The following is an 18,630-nucleotide window of genomic DNA, read 5'->3' on the forward strand; positions in this document are numbered from 1 at the left end:
ACGGATGGCAACTAGTGGTCAGATCGGACATCGCCGCGACGTACTGACGGCGGCGATGCCTATGGTGCAGTGTGAGGCGAGGCGGATGGACATGTGAGCTATCGGGCACCTGAGCGGCTGGTGGGTCGCGACGCGGAGCTGCAGATCGTCGCGTCGGTGTTCGACGGCTGGACCACCTCCAACGCCAACTCCGTGACCGAGCGCGCGCTCCTCGTCCTCGCCGAGGCAGGCGTCGGCAAGACTGCCCTGCTGAACACAGCCGCGGACGCCGCGGCATCGAGCGGCGCCTTGATCCTTCGCGCCGAAGGCGTGGAGTTCGAGGCAGACGTCAGCTTCTCGGGGCTCAACCAGGCCCTGCTGCCCCTGCTGAAGGACTTCAGCCGGCTCGATCGGCTTCACCGGGACGCCTTGTCGTCCGTTCTAGGGCTTGCCTCCGGCCCGGTACCGGACCGGCTGGTGGTGTCGAACGCCGTACTCAGCCTGCTCCAGCACGCCGCCGAGGACCGCCCGGTCCTGGTGGTGATCGACGACGTGCCGTGGTTGGACCGGTCGAGCGCGGACATCCTCGGCTTCGTCGCCCGACGGCTCACCGGCGGCCGGGTCGGGCTGCTCGCGGCATCACGACCGGGACCCGGGAACATCTTCGACGGGCTCCCGTTGTTGCACCTGGACCCGCTGTCGCCGGATGCGGCGAACGACCTGTTGCGGATGCGGTTCCCGATGCTGGCCGCCGGCGCACGGCGGCGGATGCTGGACGAGGCGCAGGGCAATCCGCTGGCGCTCCTCGAGCTGCCGGCGGCCCTCAGTGGACGGCAGCGGATCGCCACCCAGTCCCTGCCGCCGGTCCTCGCGCTCGGCGAACGATTGCAGGCGGTGTTCGAGACCCGAGTCAGCGGATTGACCGATGCAGCCCGCGAGTTGCTGCTGCTGGCCGTACTGGAGGGTGCGCGCACACTCGACGTACTGCAGCACGCCACAGGCGATTCTGATCTCGGTGGCCTGGATTGCGCCGAGTCTGCCGGTCTGGTGCGGATCGGCGAGAATCCTCAGCAGCTTGTGTTCCGTCATCCACTCGCCCGATCGGCGATCGTCGGAGTCTCGACCCGGGGCCAGCGACGCCGGGCCCACCAACGGCTGGCCGAAGTACTGTCGGACCATCCGGAACGCCGGGCGTGGCATCTCGCGGAGGCGGCCACCGGCCCTGATGAGGAGGTCGCGGCCCTGCTCGAGCAGAGCGCCCGGCGCATCCTCGGCCGCGGCGATCCCGTCCTGGCCGTACAGCGCCTGAGCCGGGCTGCCGAGCTCAGTCCCGGACCTGCCGACCGCAGCCGTCGGCTGACCGAGGCCGCCTTCGTGAGCGCGAACCTGGCCGGCGGTCTCGATGACGTATCCCGCCTGTTGGTCGAGGCCACGCAGGCCGGGGCCGGGCGGCAGCAGATGCTCCAGGCTGCGACCACCGCCGCCTTTCTGCTGCTGATGACCGACGGCGACGTCGACACCGCGGTCCGCCTGTTGCAGACCGCGATCGACAGCTGCGGCACCAGCCTCGACGCGACCGACGACAGCCTCGTCGCGGCGATCTACCTCCTCTCGCTCATGTGCGGATTCGGCCGGCGGGCGGAGTTGTACGACGGCCTGTTCCGCGTACTCGACCGGATGGTTCCCGAGGCCCCGGACGATCTCTACCTGTTGTCGCGCATCGTGCCCGACCCGGTGCGCACGGCGGCGGCCGTGCTCCCGCAACTCGAGGCCGCCCTCGCGGAGCTGACCGACGAGGCGCCGTCGTGGCGCTTCCGCAAGCTCGCTATGGCAGCGGCTTTCACCGATCGACTCAGCGAGCACCGCCCGCTGTTCTGGCGGTTCGTCGAGGAGGCCCGCAGCCGCGGGGCCGTCACCGTCGTCGTGGCGCTGCTGCTGCACATCTGCCTGGACGACATCCACAGCGGACGCTGGGACGAACTGGACGAACTCACCAACGAGTGCCTCCTGCTCTGCGAGACGAGAGGGCTCGGGCTGTACGTACCGGTCTTCCAGCATCGCAGGGCCATGCTAGCGGCCGCCCGCGGCGACGAGAACGCGGTCAAGGAGCTTGCCCAGGTGATGACCAGATGGGCGGTGCCTCGCCGGGCGGAGGTCATTCTGGACTACGCCCATCACGCCCTCGCGCTCTGCGCGATCGGGCGCCTCGACTTCGAGGACGCCTATCGGCACGCGATCGCGGTGAGCCCGCCCGGAACGCTCCCGCCGTACTGCCACGAGGCACCTGGTCTCTGCCTTGACCTGGTGGAGGCAGCTGTCCGAACCGGGCGGCGAGCGGAGGCCGAGGCCCACGTGTCCGCGATCTTCGCTGCCGACATCGCCGGCTTGTCGAACCGGTTGAGCCTGCTCGCTCACGGCGCGGCCGCGCTGGCCGCCGAGGAGGACGCCAGCGCTATCTGTCTCTTCGAGCAGGCGGTCGGGCTGCCGGGCGCTGACCGGTGGCCGTTCGAGCTCGCCCGCGTCCAGCTTGCGTTCGGTGAACGACTGCGGCGGGTCCACGCGGCGGAGCGGGCCCGAGGTCAGCTGGCCACGGCGCTCGCAACCTTCGAGAAGCTGCGGGCGCTGCCCTGGATCGACCGGGCCGCGAACGAGTTGAGAGCCACCGGTCGCGCCAGGTCCGCCTGCGGGGCTGAGGCCCTCACGCCGCAGGAGCAGGAGATCGCCGCACTGGCCGCCGAGGGCTTGACCAACAAGCAGATCGGCGAGCGGCTGTTCCTGTCCCACCGGACGGTCTCGACGCATCTCTACCGGATCTTCCCGAAGTTGGGTATCGCCACCCGCGGCGCCCTGCGCGATGCACTGCTCGGCTCGGACGACACCTAGCCGTATATGGATCGTGTAGCGCCCGCTGCGAACGTCGTGGGCACTATGCAAAGTCCGCGATATCCAGAGCGCCGGGAGATCGACCCGGCTGACCATGCGATCGTCATCGGCGCCGGCATCGGCGGTCTGCTCGCCGCCCGGGTGCTCAGTGACCGCTACCGGTTCGTCACCGTGCTCGATCGGGACGAGTTGCCGGCCGGACCGGCAGTCCGGCGTGGCGTGCCCCAGGGACGTCAGGTGCACGGGTTGCTTGCCAAAGGCATGGAAATCATGACGGAGCTGTTCCCGGGCCTGTCCGACGAGTTGGAGGCAGCCGGTGTGCCGTCCGCCGACCTGCAGGCGGAGATGCACTGGCACATCGATGGACGGCTGCTGCGTCCGGGCCGGTCCGGGCTGATCGGCTTCGGCGTCAGTCGAGCTCTCCTCGAATACGTCCTGCGGCAGCGGGTCGGCGCGCTCGGGGGCGTGGCCGTCTTCGGCAGATGCGCCGTCATGGGTCCGCTGACCACCGACGATCGGAGCCGGGTGACCGGCGTGACCGCGCAGGCCGACGGAGTCGAGTTCACGCTCGAGGCGGACCTCGTCGTCGACGCCGGGGGCCGCGGTACCCGGAGTCCCGTCTGGCTGGAGCGTCTTGCCTATCAGCCTGCCGAGGAAGAGGTGCTGAAGGTCGACCTGACCTACGTCTCCTGTGAATACGAGCGATCCCCTGGCGATCTCGACGGTCGGCTCGGATCGGCGTACGGCGCTTATCCCGGGCATCCACTCGGCGGCTTCGTGCTCGCACAGGAGGGTGACCGCTTCCTGGTCGGGCTCAGTGGCTGGTTCGGCAGTCTGCCGCCGATGGATCAGTACGGTATGGCCGCGTTCGCCGACAAACTGCGCGCGCCGGACATCGCCGAGCTGATCCGCACGAAGGCGCCCCTCGGGCCGCCCGCGAAGATGAAGTATCCGGGGAGTATCAGGCGCCGGTACGAATCGCTGGAGCGTTTCCCTGCCGGGTATCTGGTGTTCGGGGACGCATTGTGCAGCTTCAACCCGTTCTACGGGCAAGGGATGACGGTTGCCGCGCTGGAGGCGCGGATCCTGGCCCAGATGCTGGACGACGGCGCAACGCCCTTGGCTGCTCGCTTCTTCCGCGAGGCGGCGACGATGCTGGACACACCGTGGGGTATCGCTGCGTCGAACGATCTCCGATTCGGCACCGTGGCCGGCCGTCGTACGGCGCGCGCCACCCTGCTCGGCTGGTACCTCAACCGGTACAAGGCCGCGGCAGCAATCGATCCCGTGCTCTCCGGGGCGTTCTTGCGGGTCACGAACCTGATAGCAGAGCCGGCCAGCCTGCTCATGCCCGCGCTGATCGCGCGGGTTCTGCTGGCACGACTGCGCAAGCGCTCCGGCTGATACTCGACAAGCTGCTCCGTGCTCGCGACTGCCGGACCGCCAGCAGCGTGTCCAATGAACCGGTCAGAGACGTCGGCTCGTCCGCGGCCGAATTGTCCTCGTCGAAGCGGAAACCGAGCCGATCGTCGTCGACCCCGAAGCCCAGCGGTCCGACCGTGAACGACCCCGGAACGACGTGGTGCCAGCCGTCCGGCAGCAGTACGGCGATCACCCGGCGCGCGTCGACCGGCAGGCGCTGGATGTTGTTCATCCCGCCACCAACGTTTCGATCGTCTCGGGAGCCGAGCTGAGCAACTCGACTACCTCGGTGTGCGGCCGCAGCGAGATGGAGCGGGGTTCGCTGCCCAGGTCAGCCCAACCACACCTTCGATGCGGCTCTGGTTCTTCTTCCGGCGCGGGTCGCGCTTGGCCGTCGTACCGTTGCCGGCCAACGAGTCGAACACGTGCACGTTGTACTCCGCGACGAGTTTGCGGCAGAACTCGATCCCGCGGACCGAGTTGCCGTGCTGGTCGAGCCGCGGAGACCAGATGCAGATCCCCATCAGCCCCGGGATGACCACCATCAACGCGCCGGAGACGCCGCTCTTGGCCGGCAGCCCGATGGTGAAGGCGAACTCGCCGGAGAAGTCGTACATGCCGCAGGACGACATCAACGACAGACAGTGCTGAACCGTGCCGGCGGAGCACGACTGGAAGTAGAACTCGAGTGTCTCCTGCAGATCGGTGCCGGCCGGGAACGCGCCGCTCTCGCGCATCGAATAGCCGAGAGCGAAGTTCCGGTCGGCGGTCTGCCGCTCGGACAGGTACACGGCACAGCTCGGAGAAGTCCGGGACCGCGAGGTCGCCTTCGACGGCGCGCTGAATCAGGCTGCTGTTGTGCCGGGCCAGCTCCACGAACTGTGCGAAGTCGACCTTCTTCGCCGTCGGGTCGGCCAGGTCCAGACCGGTCAGCGCTTCCTGGATGCGTACGTCGTCGGCACACAACCCCGCCTGTTGCAGCCGGGCGAGGATCGCCCAGTGAGACACCCGGTCGTGGTCGTCCCGGTCGAACGAGTCGTACAGGTTTCCGGTAGACACGATCGGTCCCGGTGAGGCCGGCGGCGCTCATGAGTCGGCCTTTCTCCTGATGGTCCAGATGGTCGTGACAGTGGGTGGGCCTCGCGTGGGCACCGGGAACTGTGCCCACGCGAGTCGCCGCGCGCGGCTCCGAGAGGATCTGAGAACCAAACCGCGCGCGGCGGTCAGTGGGTTTTCACTGGGGCGGCAACGGTGTCGCGGTGAAGACTCCATCGGAGTCGAACTGCTTCTTGACGGCCAGCAGACGCTCGGCATTCTCGCCGTACGCCTCCGCGATCTGCGCGGTCTCGTCCGGCCCGAGCAGGTTCGGGTAGCCACCCGGCAACGCGAACGGCTCGAGGTCCGCCGAGGTCTCGGCAGCCCAGCCGCGGTGCAGCTCGGCGTCCTCGTCGGGCTCCCACGCCGCGACGATCTCGACCGTGAAGTGCTCCCGCCGCAGACCGAAGGCAGTCTCGCCCAGCGGCACGCGGGTCCCCGCACCACGGAAGTGATGCAGCACGATTCCCGATGTCGGAGAGGTCTTCGCCTCACCGGCCTTGATCAGAGCGGCAACGGCTCCGGTGGTGAGGTGGCCGAGCGGCCGAGTCTTGATCTCGTAGTGGCGACCGTTCGCGATCTGTGCGTCGAACAGGCCGAGCAACGCGCTGTACGGCATCGGGGCAACCTGCGCCATCAGCGGTGTACCGAGCTGCTGGAACCGGTCGATCCATTTCTGTCCGTAGGCCAGGTCCTGCCCGCTCCAGACCGGCGCCATGTACAGGGTCGGGTTCCCGTCGGGCCCCGTGAGTACACCGGTCTGCACCGTGAGGTCGTCCGGCGCCTCGGCGATGAGGTCGACGTACCCGTCCCAGATGTCCTCGGTCTGCGACCACGGGAAGAAGATCAGACCGGCGATCACCTGGCTGATCGGGTGCAGTTTGATCCGCAGCGAGGTGACCACACCGAAGTTCCCGCCGCCGCCGCGCAACGCCCAGAACAGATCCGGCTCGTTGTTCGCGTCGGTGCTCACCAACCGGCCGTCGGCCAGCACGACGTCCGCGCCGATGAGGTTGTCGAGCGCCAGACCGACGTTCGCCATCAGCGGGCCGTAGCCCCCGCCCAGCGTGAGGCCGGTCAGACCGACCGCACCGACGGTCCCCGTCGCGGCGAGCAGGCCGTGCGGTTCGACCGCGGCGGTGACATCGGCTCCCACGGCACCGCCACCGACGGTGGCGATCCGCGCAGCGGCGTCGACCTCCACGGAGCGCATCTCCGACAAGTCGACGACCACACCGCCGTCACGCAGAGCCCGGCCGGCCCAGTCGTGACCGCCGCCGCGCACCGACAACGGGAGTCCGTGCTCGCGTGCGGCCCGGACCACGGCCTGTACGTCGCTCACCCAACGGCAACGCACCAGTAGTGCGGGGCGGGACGTGACTGCGCCGTTCCAGATCGGCAGCGCGTCGTCGTACGCAGGCCCGGGCAGCAGGACCCGCTCGGCGCCGAGTTGCGCGGCAAGCAGGTCCGCGACCGCGGCCACGGGACTCTTGGTGTTCATCCTGTACTCCTCTTCCGGCCTCGCGCCTCGGTGGCGTGGGCTCCAGATCTCATCTCAGCCACCGGCGATATATGCCGGATGAACGTGTCCCTCAGGCGGTCGCGCGCGCAGCGTCGACGATCACGCCGGTGACCTCGGCGGGCTGGGAGATCATCGGCACGTGCGAGGCGGCCACCTCGGTCAGATGCGACTGCGCGCGCTTGGCCATGAACTGCTGGGCCGCGAACGGGATGGCCATGTCGTCACGCCCGGCCAGATACCAGGACGGGATCGTCGACCAGGCCGGCGACGCGCCGGACGCTTCGTTGCCGGCGGCAAGCGCAAGCGGCCGCTGCTCCACCGCCATCAGCTCGGTGATGCCGGCCGGGACGTCGGCGGCGAAGACCTCGTGGAAGTGCTCCAGACTCAGGTAGACGTCCACGCCTGGTTCCGTCGAACCGTTCGGGTAGGGGCGGGTGAGTGTGTTCACCGGCAGCAGGCTGCCCGGGAACTTGCCAGTGAGCGCGAAGATGTCCTCGCCCTCGTCCGGCGCGAAAGCCGAGATGTAGACCAGGGCCTTGACGTTCGCAATGCCGCGGGCGGCATTTGTGATCACAGCTCCGCCGTACGAGTGGCCGACCAGGATAATCGGGCCGGCGATCGAGGTGAGTACGCTGGCGATGTAATCGGCGTCGCCGCTCAAACTGCGCAGCGGGTTGGCGGGGGCAAGGACCGGGTAGTCGGCCGCGCGCAAGCGTTCGGCGACGGCACTCCAGCCGGACGCGTCGGCGAACGCACCGTGGACCAGCACGATCGTCGGCTTCGGTTGCTGATTCTCCATGGGGACTCCTCGGACTGTGGCGCGCGGTCGCGCCGGGTTGTCGGAACGACGGTACGAGCGCCACGCGGGGCCGCGCTTGCGTCAGATGACGACTCTTGCGGCGCCCCGGGCGGGGTCAGTCATTCGACGCTAGCGGCGTCGCGCACGCGAGCGGAACAGTTCTCCTGAGCACACCCTTCGAGGAGGGCCTGAGCGATGGGACGACTGATCGTCGGCACCGAGAACAACGCCGGCATCGAGCTGTACTACGAAGACCACGGTGCCGGGCAGCCTGTCGTACTGGTGCCCGGATATCCGCTCGACGGCAGGTCGTGGGAGCGACAGGAGCTGGTGCTGCTCGAGGCCGGTTTCCGGGTGGTCACCTACGACCGGCGTGGCTTCGGCCGATCCGACCGGCCGGCGATCGGCTACGACTACGACACCCTGGCGGCCGACCTGCACGCGCTGCTCGAGCGGCTCGAACTCGAGAACGCCGTTCTCGTCGGGTTCTCGATGGGCACCGGCGAGATCGTTCGGTACCTCGGCACCTACGGCTCGGCGCGGGTCGCGAAAGCGGTGCTGATCGGTTCGCTGCCGCCGTGCCTGCTGCGCAGCGACGAGAACGCGCAGGGTTTCGACGGGGAGAGATTCGACGAGATCAGGACTGCGATCACCGACGACCGGTACGCGTATCTCGAGGATCTCCTCAACGACTTCTACAACGTCGACCTCCTCGGCGGCACCCGCATCAGCGACCAGGCCTGGCAGGCCGCGTTCATCCTGGCCGCCGACGCGTCACCGCTCGCGATGCTCGGATGCGTCGACAGTTGGAGCACCGATTTCCGCAACGACCTGCGCACGATCGACGTACCCGTGCTGGCACTCCACGGTGCGGACGACCGCATCCTTCCGATCCAGGCCACCGCGCACCGGCTCGGGACGGTGCTCGACGACCTCCGGCTGGTGACCGTCGAGGGCGGCCCGCACAGCATCACCTGGACCCATGCTGACGAGGTCAACCGCGCTCTCCTGGCCTTCCTGACTTGAACGCATTCATCGCCCGTATATCCGGACCACGTCACCTGGATGGCATGGGGACCACCACATCGCCGGTGCTGACCGCCGAGCAACTGGAGGTCATCGGCCTGCTCGCGACCGGCCTGTCCGACGCGTCGATCGCCCGGCGGCTGAACCTCGGCCGCCGGACGGTCGGACGGCGCATCAGTCAGATCTACGACCTGCTCGGCGTCACCAGCCGCTTCCAGGCCGGTATGGCGGTGGCCCGCCTCGGCCTGCTCGACTTCACGCCGGACGCAGACCCGAGCCCGGCTCGATGGAGTGGTTGGCGCGGATCAGGTTCGCCGGATCGTACTCGTCCTTGATGTCCTGCAACCGCTGGTAGACCTCGGCGCCGAACATGACGTCGCCCGGGACCGGAGAAGTGACGAAGTTCTGGTAGCCGACTTCGGACAGCCACGCTGTGAGCGACTCGAGCAGCAGATCGACCGCGCTGTTGGTGGCCGCGGTGCTCTCCTCGTCGAAGGCGGCCCCGCCGGTCAGAAGCGAGTACCCAGCCTCGAAGGCCGAGACCGCGCCGCCGTTGACGGCGGGGACGGCGGCTGCACCGCCCAGGTGGCGCAGTTCGACGGTCGCGAGCGCAGGCCCGGCGTTCGCCAGGATCGCGTCGATCGCGGCCGCCGGCAGCTCGCTCAGCAGCGCACCCTCACCGGCACCGGGCACCGGCTGCTCAGGATCCATGTGCAGCATCCACAGGTCGCTGGGCTTCATCGGCTCGAAGGTGTCCATGTTCGGCTTCAACTCCCGCAACGGCGCCAGCCATTCGTCGGTCTCGTCCTTGGACAGCTCGCTGTTCACCTCGACCATCACGAACTGCTTGCCACGCAACGGCTCGGGGATCTGTGGCAGCGGCGGCATCGACAGCAGCCGCGCGATCGAGGTGATCTCCTGCGGCACGCTCGCGGTCCATTGCCTCCACGCCTGCAGAACCTCTTCGGCAGACTCACGTGGCCACCACAGCACGCCGGCGTACACCTGCTCGATCGGGAACAGCCGGAACTCGACCGCGGTCACGATTCCGAAGCTGCCGCCGCCACCGCGCACGGCCCAGAACAGATCCGGCTCGTGGGAGTGGTCCACGCGGCGCAGCTTGCCGTCGGCGGTGACCAACTCCACGGCCGTGATGTAGTTCGTCGCGAGACCGTGCGAGCGGACGAACCAGCTGAGTCCGCCGCCGAGCAGGTACCCGACTACGCCGACGTCACGCGCCGTGCCGGACAGACCCGCCAGACCGTGGCGCTCAGCTGCCTCGGTCACGTCCTGCCAGAGCGCGCCCGCCTCGACCCGCGCGACCTGCACCTCCGGATCGATGTTCACCTCGCGCAGAGCCGAGGTCTTCAGCAGGATTGTGCCGGCCAGCGACCCCAACGGGTCGGCGTTGTGGCCGGTGGTCTGCGGAGCAACCCGGAGGCCGAGCTGACGGGCAGCATCGACCACAGCGATGACGTCGTACTCCGATCCGGCGCGGACCACCGCGGTGGGCCGCTGATCGAGGTTCACGTGCCAGGCCTGCCGGGCCGCATCCCAGTCCGGATCACCGGGCAGTACCAGCGTTCCGTCCAGCGACAGCGCCCGGAGGACGGCTTCAATTTCTCGAGTGTTGTTGGATTCCATGGGGACAGCAGACCGCGGGCCGATCTACAGCTGATAGACAGCCGATCAGATGCGCCGAGCCCGGGCGCGGCCTGTTTGGCAAAAGCCTCGGTGCAACTAGTTCAGGTTGTTGGTGAACTTGCCGTAGATGCCGCTCTGGTAGGCGCGTGTACCACATGACGCTGTTGCCCTGGTCGTTCTGCAATCCCCGAATCGCCACGGTGGTGTCATCGTTGCCGAATCCGCTCGTCACGACTGACGGTCCTGTCGATGCGATTGCACCGCCGTTCATCGTGACGGCTCCCGGGGTCTGCGTCGTGAAGATTCGCCCGGGCCGATATACAACTGCTCGCACTGGGCAGCCTGTCGCAGGCGTGTCCATCGGACGTATACGCGACGTCGAGAACCTGGTGGCATGACAGAGCGACAGATGTCGGACCCCACCCGCTACGGCCGACTTGCCGGCGACAGCTACGGCGTCGACGACGAGCGGGCGCCACTCGTGCTGCTGCACGGGCTCACCTACGACCGGCAGCAATGGAACCCGGTGCTCGAGGAGCTCCGGACGATCGACGACCGTCGCCGCGTGCTCGCCGTCGACCTGCCCGGACACGGCGACTCGGGACCGCTCGCGTCGTACGGCGCGAACGAGGTCAGCACCGCGATCCATCAGGCCGTGGAGGATGCCGGGATCACCGCGCCGATCGTCGTCGGGCACTCGCTCGGCGGCGCGCTGGCCACGACGTACGCCGGGCAGTACCCGGTCCGCGGTGTCGTGAACATCGACCAGCCACTGCTGGTCGGCGGCTTCGGCGACTTCCTGCGTGGCGTCGACGTGGAGCTGCGCGGCACCGCCTACCGGGATGTGTGGGAGTCGCTGCTGTCCCAGCTGAAGATCGACATGCTGCCGGCGGCCGCGCAAGAACTGTTGCGGACGGCAACGACACCGCGGCAGGACCTGCTCCTCGGCTACTGGAACGAGATCATGATGCTCCCCCCGGACGAGCTCGCGGCCCGGCGGATCCGTGACCTCGAGACGATCCGTGCCAACGGAACGCCGTACCACCACATCAGCGGGGACGAGCTCAGTCCGCACTACCGCACCTGGCTGGAGAGCCTGCTGCCCCAGCTGACCGTCACCGTGGTGCGCGGCAGCGGCCACTTCCCGCACCTGGCTCACCCGACCGAGGTCGCCAAGATCCTGTCCGGCCGGCCATGACCCTGCTGCCACCAGGCCTGGCCGAGGAGCTCGCCGGGTTCTATCGCGAGCTGCATGAACACCCCGAGCTCTCCCTGCAGGAGTTCCGTACGGCGGACCGGATCGCGTCCGCCCTGGAACCGCTGAAGGTCGAGATCACCAAGGGCGTTGGCGGCACGGGTGTCGTCGCCGTACTGCGTAACGGACCCGGCCCGGTAGTGATGATACGAGCGGACTTCGATGCACTGCCGATCGAGGAGAACACGGGGCTGCCGTACGCCAGTAGGGAGCGTGGCGTCGACTCGTCCGGTCGGGACGTACCGGTGATGCATGCCTGCGGCCACGATCTGCACGCGACCGCTTTGGTCGGTGCACTCGCGGTCCTGAGCAGCTGCCTGGACTCCTGGTCAGGGACCGTCGTCGCGATCTTCCAGCCGGCCGAGGAATTGGCTCGGGGAGCGAAGGACATGATCGCCGACGGGTTGCTCGAGCGGTTCCCGGTTCCGGAGATCGTCCTCGGCCAGCACGTCACGTCGGCTCCGGCCGGTCAGCTCCAGATCGGCGGCGGTCCGCAGATGGCGGCGGCCGACTCCGCCACCGTGACGCTGCTCGGGCGCGGCGGTCACGGCGCTCGCCCGCACGACGCGATCGATCCGGTATTGATGGCCGCGAACGTCGTCGTCCGGCTGCAGAGCATCGTGGCGCGGGAAGTGCCGCCGACCGAAATCGCCGTCGTCACGGTCGGACGGATCGTCGCCGGCGCGAAGGACAGCATCATCCCCACGAGCGCGGAACTGGGGATCAGCATCCGTACCTACACCGACGAGGTGCAGACCCTCGTCAAGAACGCCGTCGAGCGGATCGTCCGCGCGGAAGCAGCGGCCGCCGGAGCCGAGCTGGAACCCGCCATCACCTGGCACCCAGGATCTCCCGTCCTGACCAACGACCCCGAAGCCGCCGCGGACCTCGCCGCCGCCTTCGCGGACTTCTTCGACGCGGACCAAGTAGTGCCCGCCGGACTCCGCACTGCGAGTGAGGATGTCGGCGCCTTCGGGGCAGCCCTCGGAATCCCGACAGTGTTCTGGTTCCTCGGTGCGCTCGGACCGCAGTCCGCCGGCCTCGTGCCGCACTCCCCCGGTTTCGCACCGGTCATCGAGCCGACCCTGACCACCGCCGTCGAGGCTCTCACCGTCGCCGCGTTCCACCGGCTGGGCCCGCCACCGGCGGCACCACGGGATCTCCGATGATGCCGCCGCCGACCGCCGCATATCTCCGGGCCCGCTACACCAGGTACCTCGCGGCGCTCAACGAACGCCGGTTCGAGCACCTCGTCCACTTCTACCCCGAATCCCTGCTGGTCAACGGGATCCACTGCGACCGGCACGCCCACCTGCTGGACATCAAGCGCCTGCTCTCGGCCTTCCCCGACTGGCACTGGCGCCTCGACGATCTGCTGACCGACGGCACCCGAATCGCGGCCCGGCTCACCACCACCGGCACCCACGAGGGCCCGTACGACGAATTCGCCCCGACGCACCGAACCGTCACTGCGTCCGAGTTCGCCCACTACCGAATCACCGACGGCAGGTTCACCGAAGTGTGGTTCCTCTCCGACCGCGAATCCGTGCGGCGACAACTCTCACAGGAATCGGCGTGACCCCATGACTCTCAACTTGTTCCCGCCCTCGAGTACGACGACGTCGTACCGCTGAGGCGCGACGTGGTTCGCCGTATTCGGCTCGCCGAGATCTTCAGCGGGGAGCGCTTCGAGCGGGTTCTCGCCGTCAAGAAAGCACACGACCCGGACAACCTGTCCCGGGTCAACCACACCATTATCAGCTCTAGGAAAGGGAATTTCTGATGCCGGACAAGAAGATCATCGCCATCGTTGGATCGACCGGGGCGCAGGGTGGCGGGTTGGCCCGCGCAATCCTGGCCGACCCGGACAGCCAGTTCGCCGTCCGGGCGCTGACCCGGAACGTCGACTCGGAGAAGGCGCGGGCGCTGGCCGATCTCGGGGCGGACGTCGTTGCGGTCGACTTCGACGACGAGGAATCCGTGGTCCAGGCCTTCAAGGGCGCATACGGCGCGTACTGCGTCACCTTCTACTGGGACTACCTGTCCGCGGACAAGGAACTGGAACAGGCCGAGATTCTCGCCGAGGCGACCAAGGCCGCGGGCGTCGAGCACGTGATCTGGTCGACATTGCCGGACACGAGGCCGCAGTACCCACTCGACGACGACCGGATGCCGAGCATCGGGCGCTTCAAGGTCCCACACTTCGACGGCAAGGCTGAGGCGGACGAGTTCTTCCGCGAGCGCCGCGTACCGACGACCTTCCTGCAGACGGTCTTCTACTACGAGAACTTCATCTACTTCGGGCTGGAGCCGAAGCGCAACGGCGCCGGCGTGCTCACCCTCGGTCTGCCTCTGAGCCGCGGGAAGCTGCCGTTCATCGCCGCCGAGGACATCGGCCGGTGCACCCTGGCGATCTTCGAGCAGGGCCAGGAAATGGTCGGGCAGACCGTGCGCATCATGGGCGACCAGCTCACCGGCGACGAGGTCGCGCGGGCGATGCAGGACGCATTCGGCGAGACCGTGCTGTACGAGTCGCCGACGTACGCACAGTTCGCGGCGTTCGGCTTCCCCGGCGCCGACGACCTTGCCAACATGTTCCAGTACTTCAGCGAGCAGACGGACATGTTCGCCCGCGACTTCTCGATCGAGCAGACCCGCACGCTCAACCCAGCCCTACAGAGCTTCAGCACTTGGCTCGCCACCAACAAAGACCGGATCCCAGTGCACTGAGCCGATCAGGTCCGAGGCATGTGAATGACGCCCGACAACTGCGGAATGACCGACGGTGCAGATGAGGGCCGCGCAGCCGGGGCGCCAGGATCGTGGCCATGTTGCCCGCCTCATTGACGTGTCAGGAGGCGGACCCCATTGTGTGTCCAGGCGATACACCCCGATCCAGGCGCAGGGATGAGTTGCCGGAGAGGCGGCGGCCGCAACGCGGGGCGGCCAGCTAGCTCCTGGTCCCAGCTGGCACGAGGCGCTTAAGCATGTGTGCCCAGAGCCCCTTGTCACAGCCCGGCCAGCTGAAGTCACGACCACGGCGCGCCACATCACCTCGATCACCAAACTGCTCGGGGTCTGCCGCTCGACGATCTACAAGTAGCTTCCCGAGCTGGGCCGAGTTCAGTCCTGTTGGGACGGTACTGGACCAGGGGTGGTGGCGACGTCGTCGAGATCCTCGAGATCGTCGAACACAACAACGGCATCTGCGGCGGCGTCACGCAACTCCGGCAGAACGGAATCGTCTTCAGCGATCAGCTCGAGCGCGCCGACCGCTCGGTCGATGATCGACTCGATCCTGGCCAGGGCCTGTTCCATCACCGCAACGCTGACCGGCTCCGAACCGATTCCCAGCCCTTCCGGACTGAGCTGATCCGCGACAGCGTCGATTCGCCACCGCGCAGCCAGCTGCGGACCGATCGCATCGTCGAGCAGGTCTGTAGCCTCTCGGCAGCTCCGGCTCACAACTACCGGCACTGCCGGCCCGCCCTCGACCGTGAGAGTCATCGCCGCGATCGCCAAACTGCCGAAGCCCGCGGCTACCAGTGCCTGACGCAACCTGGCCAGTCGCACCACAGCCGGCCCCTCCGACAACTCGACCCAATCCAGCGTCGCGTCAGCCTCGTCGAACACTGCCACCAGCCGCGCACTCACTACGTCCTCAGACTCGCTCATAACCGGATAGTTCCACCTTTCAGCTCCAGCCGCCTAGGCATCCACGAAATCTGCCCTCCGCAGAATCGACGTAGGCGAGGCACGTCACAGCGCTGGAGCATCTGGAGATCAGCAACTCTCAAATCGACTGCTCCAGTTGAGGAGGCCGTGGGTGGCGTTGCGAAGGATCAGTGGACGAAGGCGGTCAAACAGCCTGACGGGAAGGTCAAGCGGGAGCGGGACGAGAAGCGGTGGGGGAAGGGGAAGCGGTGGCTGGGGGTTTGGACGGATCCGCTTGGGAAGGAGCGGTCGCGAGCGTTCGAGACGAAGTCGTGGGCGGTGGACCCGGCCAGTGAGATCCAGTACGAGTCCAAGTGGCGGCTTCATGTGCAGCCTGTGTTCGGGCGGCGGATGGTCAAGAGCATCCTGCCGTCAGAGCTCGCTGTCTGGCTGACCGACATCATCGGCGCCTATGGGCCGTCGACGATTCAAGAGCGACGGCACTGCAGGAATGCATGCCCTGCGCCACTACTTTGCCAGCATCACCCTGGCTGACGGGGTCAACATCAAGGAGCTGTCCGAGTATCTCGGGCACTACGATCCGGGGTTCACGCTTCAGATGTACACCCATATGCTGCCGTCGTCGTACGACCGCGCCCGCCAGGCTGTCGACCGACGGCTGGAGCGACTTGCTCGGCGGCTGACGGAGCAGTCACGGAGTAGGGCCGATCACAGCCGAGATCTCGAGGACCTCGACCGAGGCCCCGGTCTGCTCTGATCGAAGGTCAGGGCGGACCGGTCATCCCTTAGAACAAGGCTATTTCAGCTCGGCGGAGGTTTTGCCGAGGAGGCGGCGGGCGACGATTAGTTGTTGGATTTGTTGGGTGCCTTCGAAGATGTCGAGGATTTTGCTGTCTCGGGACCATTTTTCGAGGAGGTGGTGTTCGGAGTAGCCGAGGGTGCCGGTTAGTTCTACGCAGCGGAGGGTGACGTCGTTGGCGGTGCGGCCGGCTTTGGCTTTGGCTATGGAGGCTTGGAGGGAGTTGGGTTGGGCGTTGTCGGCCATCCAGGCGGCCTGGAGGGTGAGGAGATAGGCGGCTTCCCAGTCGGCTTCCATTGAGAGGTACGTCGCGGCTGCGGCGGGCTGTAGATGGACGGGGCGGTCGTAGTCGACCTCTACGCCGGCCTCGGCCAACAGGTCGCGCGTGAGCTCGAGGGAGGCGCGGGCGCAGCCGACGGCCATCGCGGCGACCAGTGGGCGGGTGTTGTCGAAGGTTTGCATGACGCCGGCGAAACCCTTGTCGATGTCGGCCGTGCCGAGCAGGTTCTCGCGTGGTACGCGGCAGTTGTCGAAGCGGATGGTCGCGGTGTCGGACGCGCGGATGCCGAGCTTGTGTTCGAGCCGTTCGACCGTCATGCCGGGCGTGTCCTTCATGACCACGAACGACTTGATCGCGGCGCGGCCGAGCGTCTTGTCGAGCGTCGCCCACACCACGACGGCGTCGCAGCGACCGCCGGCGGTGACGAAGATCTTCTCGCCGTTCAGCACATAATCATCGCCATCCAGCCGCGCGGTCGTCTGGATGTTCGCGGAGTCGGACCCGCAGTCCGGTTCGGTGATCGCCATCGCGGCCCACACGCCGTCGAACCGCTGCAGTTGCTCGTCCGATGCGACCGACGCGATCGCAGAGTTGCCGAGTCCCTGCCGCGGCATCGACAGCAGCAGTCCGACGTCACCCCAGCACATCTCCATGATCGACAGCACCGACGACAGGTTCGACCCGTTGACGACCCCGTCCGCGTCGGCCCCGCTACGTCGTACGCCGGAAGCACCCGCGCCCGAACCGGTGCCTGAGGCACCTAATCCGTCGACCATCGCCGCGAGCATGTCCAGCTCGACCGGGTACTCGTGCTCAGCCAGGTCGTACCGGCGTGAGTTCGGCCGCAGCATCTCCGCCGCGACCTGGTGCGCCTGGTTGACGAAGGCCCGGAACTTGCGCGGAGTCTCGAGGTTGATCATCAGACCAGCACCGCCCCTTCCATCACGCCGATCGCTCGCAGATCGCGGTACCAGCGCTCCACCGGATGCTCCTTCACGAAGCCATGTCCACCGAGCAGTTGTACGCCGTCCGTCCCGATCTGCATGCCCTTCTCCGTGCACAACCGCCGCGCCAGCGCCACCTCGCGGGCGAACGGAAGCCCTTGCGTAGCACGCGATCCGGCCCGGTACGTCACCAGCTTCATGCCCTCGAGCTCGATCCCGATGTTCGCCACCATGAACGCCACCGACTGCCGATGACTGATCGGTTCGCCGAAGGCCTCCCGCGAGTTCACGTACGGCGTGACGTAGTCGAGCACCGCCCGCGCCGTACCGAGGGCCAACGCACACCACCCGAGCCGCGACAACCGCACGCACTCCGCGTAATCGTCAAGCGACCCCAACGGCACCGCAGGCACGTCCGTCAGGATCACCCGGCTCAACGACGCAGCCCGCAACCCCATCGACGGCTCCGCCTCGATCACCACGCCCGGATGATCCGCCTCCACCACGAACAACCCGGGCCCGGCGTCCGTCTGCGCCCCGATCACGAACAACTCCGCCTCGGCGCCGCGCGGTACGAGCGACTTCACGCCGTCGAGCAGCCCGCCCGTGTACCGCGTACGCAAGGCGAACGGATCGAACACCGGCCGCGGCTCCAGCAGCGCCATCGCCGCCGCCGGCACGGTCTGACCAGTGAACGCCGGCAGATACGTCGCCTGCTGCGTCTCATCGCCCCACAACGAGATCGCCGTACTCACCGCCGACGGCGCCAGACACGCGACCGCCTGCCCCATATCGCCATGCGCGAGAGCCTCGGCGACGAGTACGCCGGTCATCGCGGACCGCTCGGTGACGATCCCGCCGAGCTCCTCTGGTACCTCGATCAGACTCAGCCCGAGCTCGGCCGACGACTCCAGCACCTTGGCCTCCGTCGCGCACGCCGTGTCGGCCGCACCAGCAGCCGGCCGCAACACGTCGGCGGCAAAGTCCCGCACGACGTCGACCATCATCTGCTGGTCCTCGGTCGGCGTCAGGTCGAACCGACCGGTCCCCTGAGCCGCAGGCAGCCGCGACGGCGCGGCCAGTTTCGAGACAGCCGAGAACCGCCGAGACACCGCACCAGCCGTCCGGAATCCGGTCTTGGTCGCCTCGAACACCGCCCGCTCGGCCGGCTTCCGCAAGCCGAACCGGTCGATCGCCCGCGACCGCGCCAGCTTGTTGAGCAGGGCCACGCCGACCCCGATCGCGTCCCGGCGCCCACGGGTCTTCTGCTGAAGGCTCATACCGCCAACTGTAAACCGAAGTTACAA

17 protein-coding genes and 2 pseudogenes are annotated in these 18,630 nt (G+C 67.7%); 9 read left to right on the forward strand and 10 right to left on the reverse strand.

What is annotated here, in order from left to right; genetic code table 11:
• Nucleotides 1–93: 93 nt before the first annotated feature.
• On the forward strand, nucleotides 94–2,862 hold the full coding sequence (locus ACFWUU_RS38215; protein WP_380183257.1) for an ATP-binding protein: 2,769 nt from the start codon (nucleotides 94–96) through the stop codon (nucleotides 2,860–2,862).
• A 45-nt stretch (nucleotides 2,863–2,907) separates the two neighbouring features.
• Entirely contained in the window at nucleotides 2,908–4,266 is a 1,359-nt protein-coding gene (locus tag ACFWUU_RS38220; protein ID WP_380183259.1) for an FAD-dependent oxidoreductase, read from the forward strand.
• Here the strand turns inward: ACFWUU_RS38220 and ACFWUU_RS38225 are convergent.
• The 5 genes and pseudogenes from ACFWUU_RS38225 to ACFWUU_RS38245 all read right to left on the reverse strand — a co-directional run bounded on the left by ACFWUU_RS38225 (nucleotide 4,208) and on the right by ACFWUU_RS38245 (nucleotide 7,700).
• Nucleotides 4,208–4,516, reverse strand: a complete 309-nt coding sequence (locus ACFWUU_RS38225) for a hypothetical protein (RefSeq protein ID WP_380183261.1) — start codon at nucleotides 4,514–4,516, stop codon at nucleotides 4,208–4,210. The two genes, ACFWUU_RS38220 and ACFWUU_RS38225, sit on opposite strands and share 59 nt — an antisense overlap.
• Before the next feature lie 49 nt (nucleotides 4,517–4,565).
• Nucleotides 4,566–5,096 (reverse strand): annotated as a pseudogene (locus ACFWUU_RS38230) (glutaminase); the annotation flags it as partial.
• 10 nt (nucleotides 5,097–5,106) lie between these two features.
• Nucleotides 5,107–5,343: pseudogene (locus ACFWUU_RS38235) on the reverse strand (hypothetical protein); the annotation flags it as partial.
• Between the two features lie 175 nt (nucleotides 5,344–5,518).
• On the reverse strand, nucleotides 5,519–6,880 hold the full coding sequence (locus ACFWUU_RS38240) for an FAD-binding oxidoreductase (RefSeq protein ID WP_380183263.1): 1,362 nt from the start codon (nucleotides 6,878–6,880) through the stop codon (nucleotides 5,519–5,521).
• A gap of 91 nt (nucleotides 6,881–6,971) precedes the next feature.
• Nucleotides 6,972–7,700 carry an alpha/beta fold hydrolase gene (locus ACFWUU_RS38245; RefSeq protein ID WP_380183265.1) on the reverse strand — a complete coding sequence of 243 codons (729 nt, stop codon included), beginning with the start codon at nucleotides 7,698–7,700 and terminating at the stop codon, nucleotides 6,972–6,974.
• A 195-nt stretch (nucleotides 7,701–7,895) separates the two neighbouring features.
• On the opposite strand from ACFWUU_RS38245, the gene ACFWUU_RS38250 reads away from it, so the two are divergent.
• Together ACFWUU_RS38250 and ACFWUU_RS38255 are read left to right on the forward strand one after the other, a co-directional pair.
• Nucleotides 7,896–8,726, forward strand: coding sequence for an alpha/beta fold hydrolase (locus ACFWUU_RS38250; protein ID WP_380183267.1), 831 nt, complete (start codon nucleotides 7,896–7,898; stop codon nucleotides 8,724–8,726).
• 44 nt (nucleotides 8,727–8,770) lie between these two features.
• Complete coding sequence (locus tag ACFWUU_RS38255) at nucleotides 8,771–9,061, forward strand: response regulator transcription factor (RefSeq protein WP_380183269.1); 291 nt, start codon at nucleotides 8,771–8,773, stop codon at nucleotides 9,059–9,061.
• Here ACFWUU_RS38255 and ACFWUU_RS38260 read toward each other — a convergent pair.
• Nucleotides 8,982–10,370, reverse strand: coding sequence for an FAD-binding oxidoreductase (locus ACFWUU_RS38260; protein WP_380183271.1), 1,389 nt, complete (start codon nucleotides 10,368–10,370; stop codon nucleotides 8,982–8,984). The genes ACFWUU_RS38255 and ACFWUU_RS38260 overlap by 80 nt on opposite strands.
• A gap of 394 nt (nucleotides 10,371–10,764) precedes the next feature.
• On the opposite strand from ACFWUU_RS38260, the gene ACFWUU_RS38265 reads away from it, so the two are divergent.
• Genes ACFWUU_RS38265 through ACFWUU_RS38275 form a run of 3 tightly spaced genes read left to right on the forward strand, consistent with a single transcriptional unit; the run spans nucleotide 10,765 to nucleotide 13,204 of the window.
• Complete coding sequence (locus ACFWUU_RS38265; protein ID WP_380183274.1) at nucleotides 10,765–11,568, forward strand: alpha/beta fold hydrolase; 804 nt, start codon at nucleotides 10,765–10,767, stop codon at nucleotides 11,566–11,568.
• Nucleotides 11,565–12,794, forward strand: coding sequence for an amidohydrolase (locus ACFWUU_RS38270; RefSeq protein ID WP_380183276.1), 1,230 nt, complete (start codon nucleotides 11,565–11,567; stop codon nucleotides 12,792–12,794). The genes ACFWUU_RS38265 and ACFWUU_RS38270 overlap by 4 nt, the downstream gene beginning before the upstream one ends.
• A complete protein-coding gene (locus ACFWUU_RS38275; RefSeq protein ID WP_380183278.1) occupies nucleotides 12,791–13,204 on the forward strand; it encodes an ester cyclase in 414 nt (137 codons plus the stop codon). The genes ACFWUU_RS38270 and ACFWUU_RS38275 overlap by 4 nt, the downstream gene beginning before the upstream one ends.
• Here the strand turns inward: ACFWUU_RS38275 and ACFWUU_RS38280 are convergent.
• Complete coding sequence (locus tag ACFWUU_RS38280; protein WP_380183279.1) at nucleotides 13,187–13,345, reverse strand: hypothetical protein; 159 nt, start codon at nucleotides 13,343–13,345, stop codon at nucleotides 13,187–13,189. The two genes, ACFWUU_RS38275 and ACFWUU_RS38280, sit on opposite strands and share 18 nt — an antisense overlap.
• 62 nt (nucleotides 13,346–13,407) lie before the next feature.
• Here ACFWUU_RS38280 and ACFWUU_RS38285 point away from each other — a divergent pair, with 62 nt between their 5' ends.
• Complete coding sequence (locus tag ACFWUU_RS38285; RefSeq protein ID WP_380183280.1) at nucleotides 13,408–14,355, forward strand: NmrA/HSCARG family protein; 948 nt, start codon at nucleotides 13,408–13,410, stop codon at nucleotides 14,353–14,355.
• A gap of 393 nt (nucleotides 14,356–14,748) precedes the next feature.
• Here the strand turns inward: ACFWUU_RS38285 and ACFWUU_RS38290 are convergent, their stop codons facing one another.
• The gene (locus ACFWUU_RS38290; protein WP_380183281.1) at nucleotides 14,749–15,300 is read right to left on the reverse strand and encodes a hypothetical protein; all 552 of its coding nucleotides are present in this window, start codon (nucleotides 15,298–15,300) and stop codon (nucleotides 14,749–14,751) included.
• Between the two features lie 451 nt (nucleotides 15,301–15,751).
• Here ACFWUU_RS38290 and ACFWUU_RS38295 point away from each other — a divergent pair, with 451 nt between their 5' ends.
• A complete protein-coding gene (locus ACFWUU_RS38295; RefSeq protein WP_380183282.1) occupies nucleotides 15,752–16,057 on the forward strand; it encodes a tyrosine-type recombinase/integrase in 306 nt (101 codons plus the stop codon).
• A 39-nt stretch (nucleotides 16,058–16,096) separates the two neighbouring features.
• On the opposite strand, the gene ACFWUU_RS38300 is transcribed toward ACFWUU_RS38295, so the two are convergent.
• Nucleotides 16,097–17,299 carry an acyl-CoA dehydrogenase family protein gene (locus ACFWUU_RS38300; RefSeq protein WP_380183283.1) on the reverse strand — a complete coding sequence of 401 codons (1,203 nt, stop codon included), beginning with the start codon at nucleotides 17,297–17,299 and terminating at the stop codon, nucleotides 16,097–16,099.
• Entirely contained in the window at nucleotides 17,299–18,603 is a 1,305-nt protein-coding gene (locus ACFWUU_RS38305; protein WP_380183284.1) for an acyl-CoA dehydrogenase family protein, read from the reverse strand. The genes ACFWUU_RS38300 and ACFWUU_RS38305 overlap by 1 nt, the downstream gene beginning before the upstream one ends.
• Nucleotides 18,604–18,630 lie beyond the last annotated feature (27 nt).

The sequence above is a fragment of the Kribbella sp. NPDC058693 genome (assembly GCF_042715335.1).
Classification (GTDB): Bacteria; Actinomycetota; Actinomycetes; order Propionibacteriales; family Kribbellaceae; genus Kribbella; species Kribbella jiaozuonensis.

Bases quoted from the DNA above. Each gene is read 5' to 3' on its own strand.
- ACFWUU_RS38245 (WP_380183265.1), bottom strand. From the start codon at position 7,700: ATGGAGAATCAGCAACCGAAGCCGACGATCGTGCTGGTCCACGGTGCG.
- ACFWUU_RS38290 (WP_380183281.1), bottom strand. From the start codon at position 15,300: ATGAGCGAGTCTGAGGACGTAGTGAGTGCGCGGCTGGTGGCAGTGTTC.
- ACFWUU_RS38270 (WP_380183276.1), top strand. From the start codon at position 11,565: ATGACCCTGCTGCCACCAGGCCTGGCCGAGGAGCTCGCCGGGTTCTAT.
- ACFWUU_RS38260 (WP_380183271.1), bottom strand. From the start codon at position 10,370: ATGGAATCCAACAACACTCGAGAAATTGAAGCCGTCCTCCGGGCGCTG.
- ACFWUU_RS38240 (WP_380183263.1), bottom strand. From the start codon at position 6,880: ATGAACACCAAGAGTCCCGTGGCCGCGGTCGCGGACCTGCTTGCCGCG.
- ACFWUU_RS38300 (WP_380183283.1), bottom strand. From the start codon at position 17,299: ATGATCAACCTCGAGACTCCGCGCAAGTTCCGGGCCTTCGTCAACCAG.
- ACFWUU_RS38220 (WP_380183259.1), top strand. From the start codon at position 2,908: ATGCAAAGTCCGCGATATCCAGAGCGCCGGGAGATCGACCCGGCTGAC.
- ACFWUU_RS38275 (WP_380183278.1), top strand. From the start codon at position 12,791: ATGATGCCGCCGCCGACCGCCGCATATCTCCGGGCCCGCTACACCAGG.
- ACFWUU_RS38265 (WP_380183274.1), top strand. From the start codon at position 10,765: ATGACAGAGCGACAGATGTCGGACCCCACCCGCTACGGCCGACTTGCC.
- ACFWUU_RS38285 (WP_380183280.1), top strand. From the start codon at position 13,408: ATGCCGGACAAGAAGATCATCGCCATCGTTGGATCGACCGGGGCGCAG.
- ACFWUU_RS38305 (WP_380183284.1), bottom strand. From the start codon at position 18,603: ATGAGCCTTCAGCAGAAGACCCGTGGGCGCCGGGACGCGATCGGGGTC.
- ACFWUU_RS38225 (WP_380183261.1), bottom strand. From the start codon at position 4,516: ATGAACAACATCCAGCGCCTGCCGGTCGACGCGCGCCGGGTGATCGCC.
- ACFWUU_RS38255 (WP_380183269.1), top strand. From the start codon at position 8,771: ATGGGGACCACCACATCGCCGGTGCTGACCGCCGAGCAACTGGAGGTC.
- ACFWUU_RS38295 (WP_380183282.1), top strand. From the start codon at position 15,752: ATGGGCCGTCGACGATTCAAGAGCGACGGCACTGCAGGAATGCATGCC.
- ACFWUU_RS38250 (WP_380183267.1), top strand. From the start codon at position 7,896: ATGGGACGACTGATCGTCGGCACCGAGAACAACGCCGGCATCGAGCTG.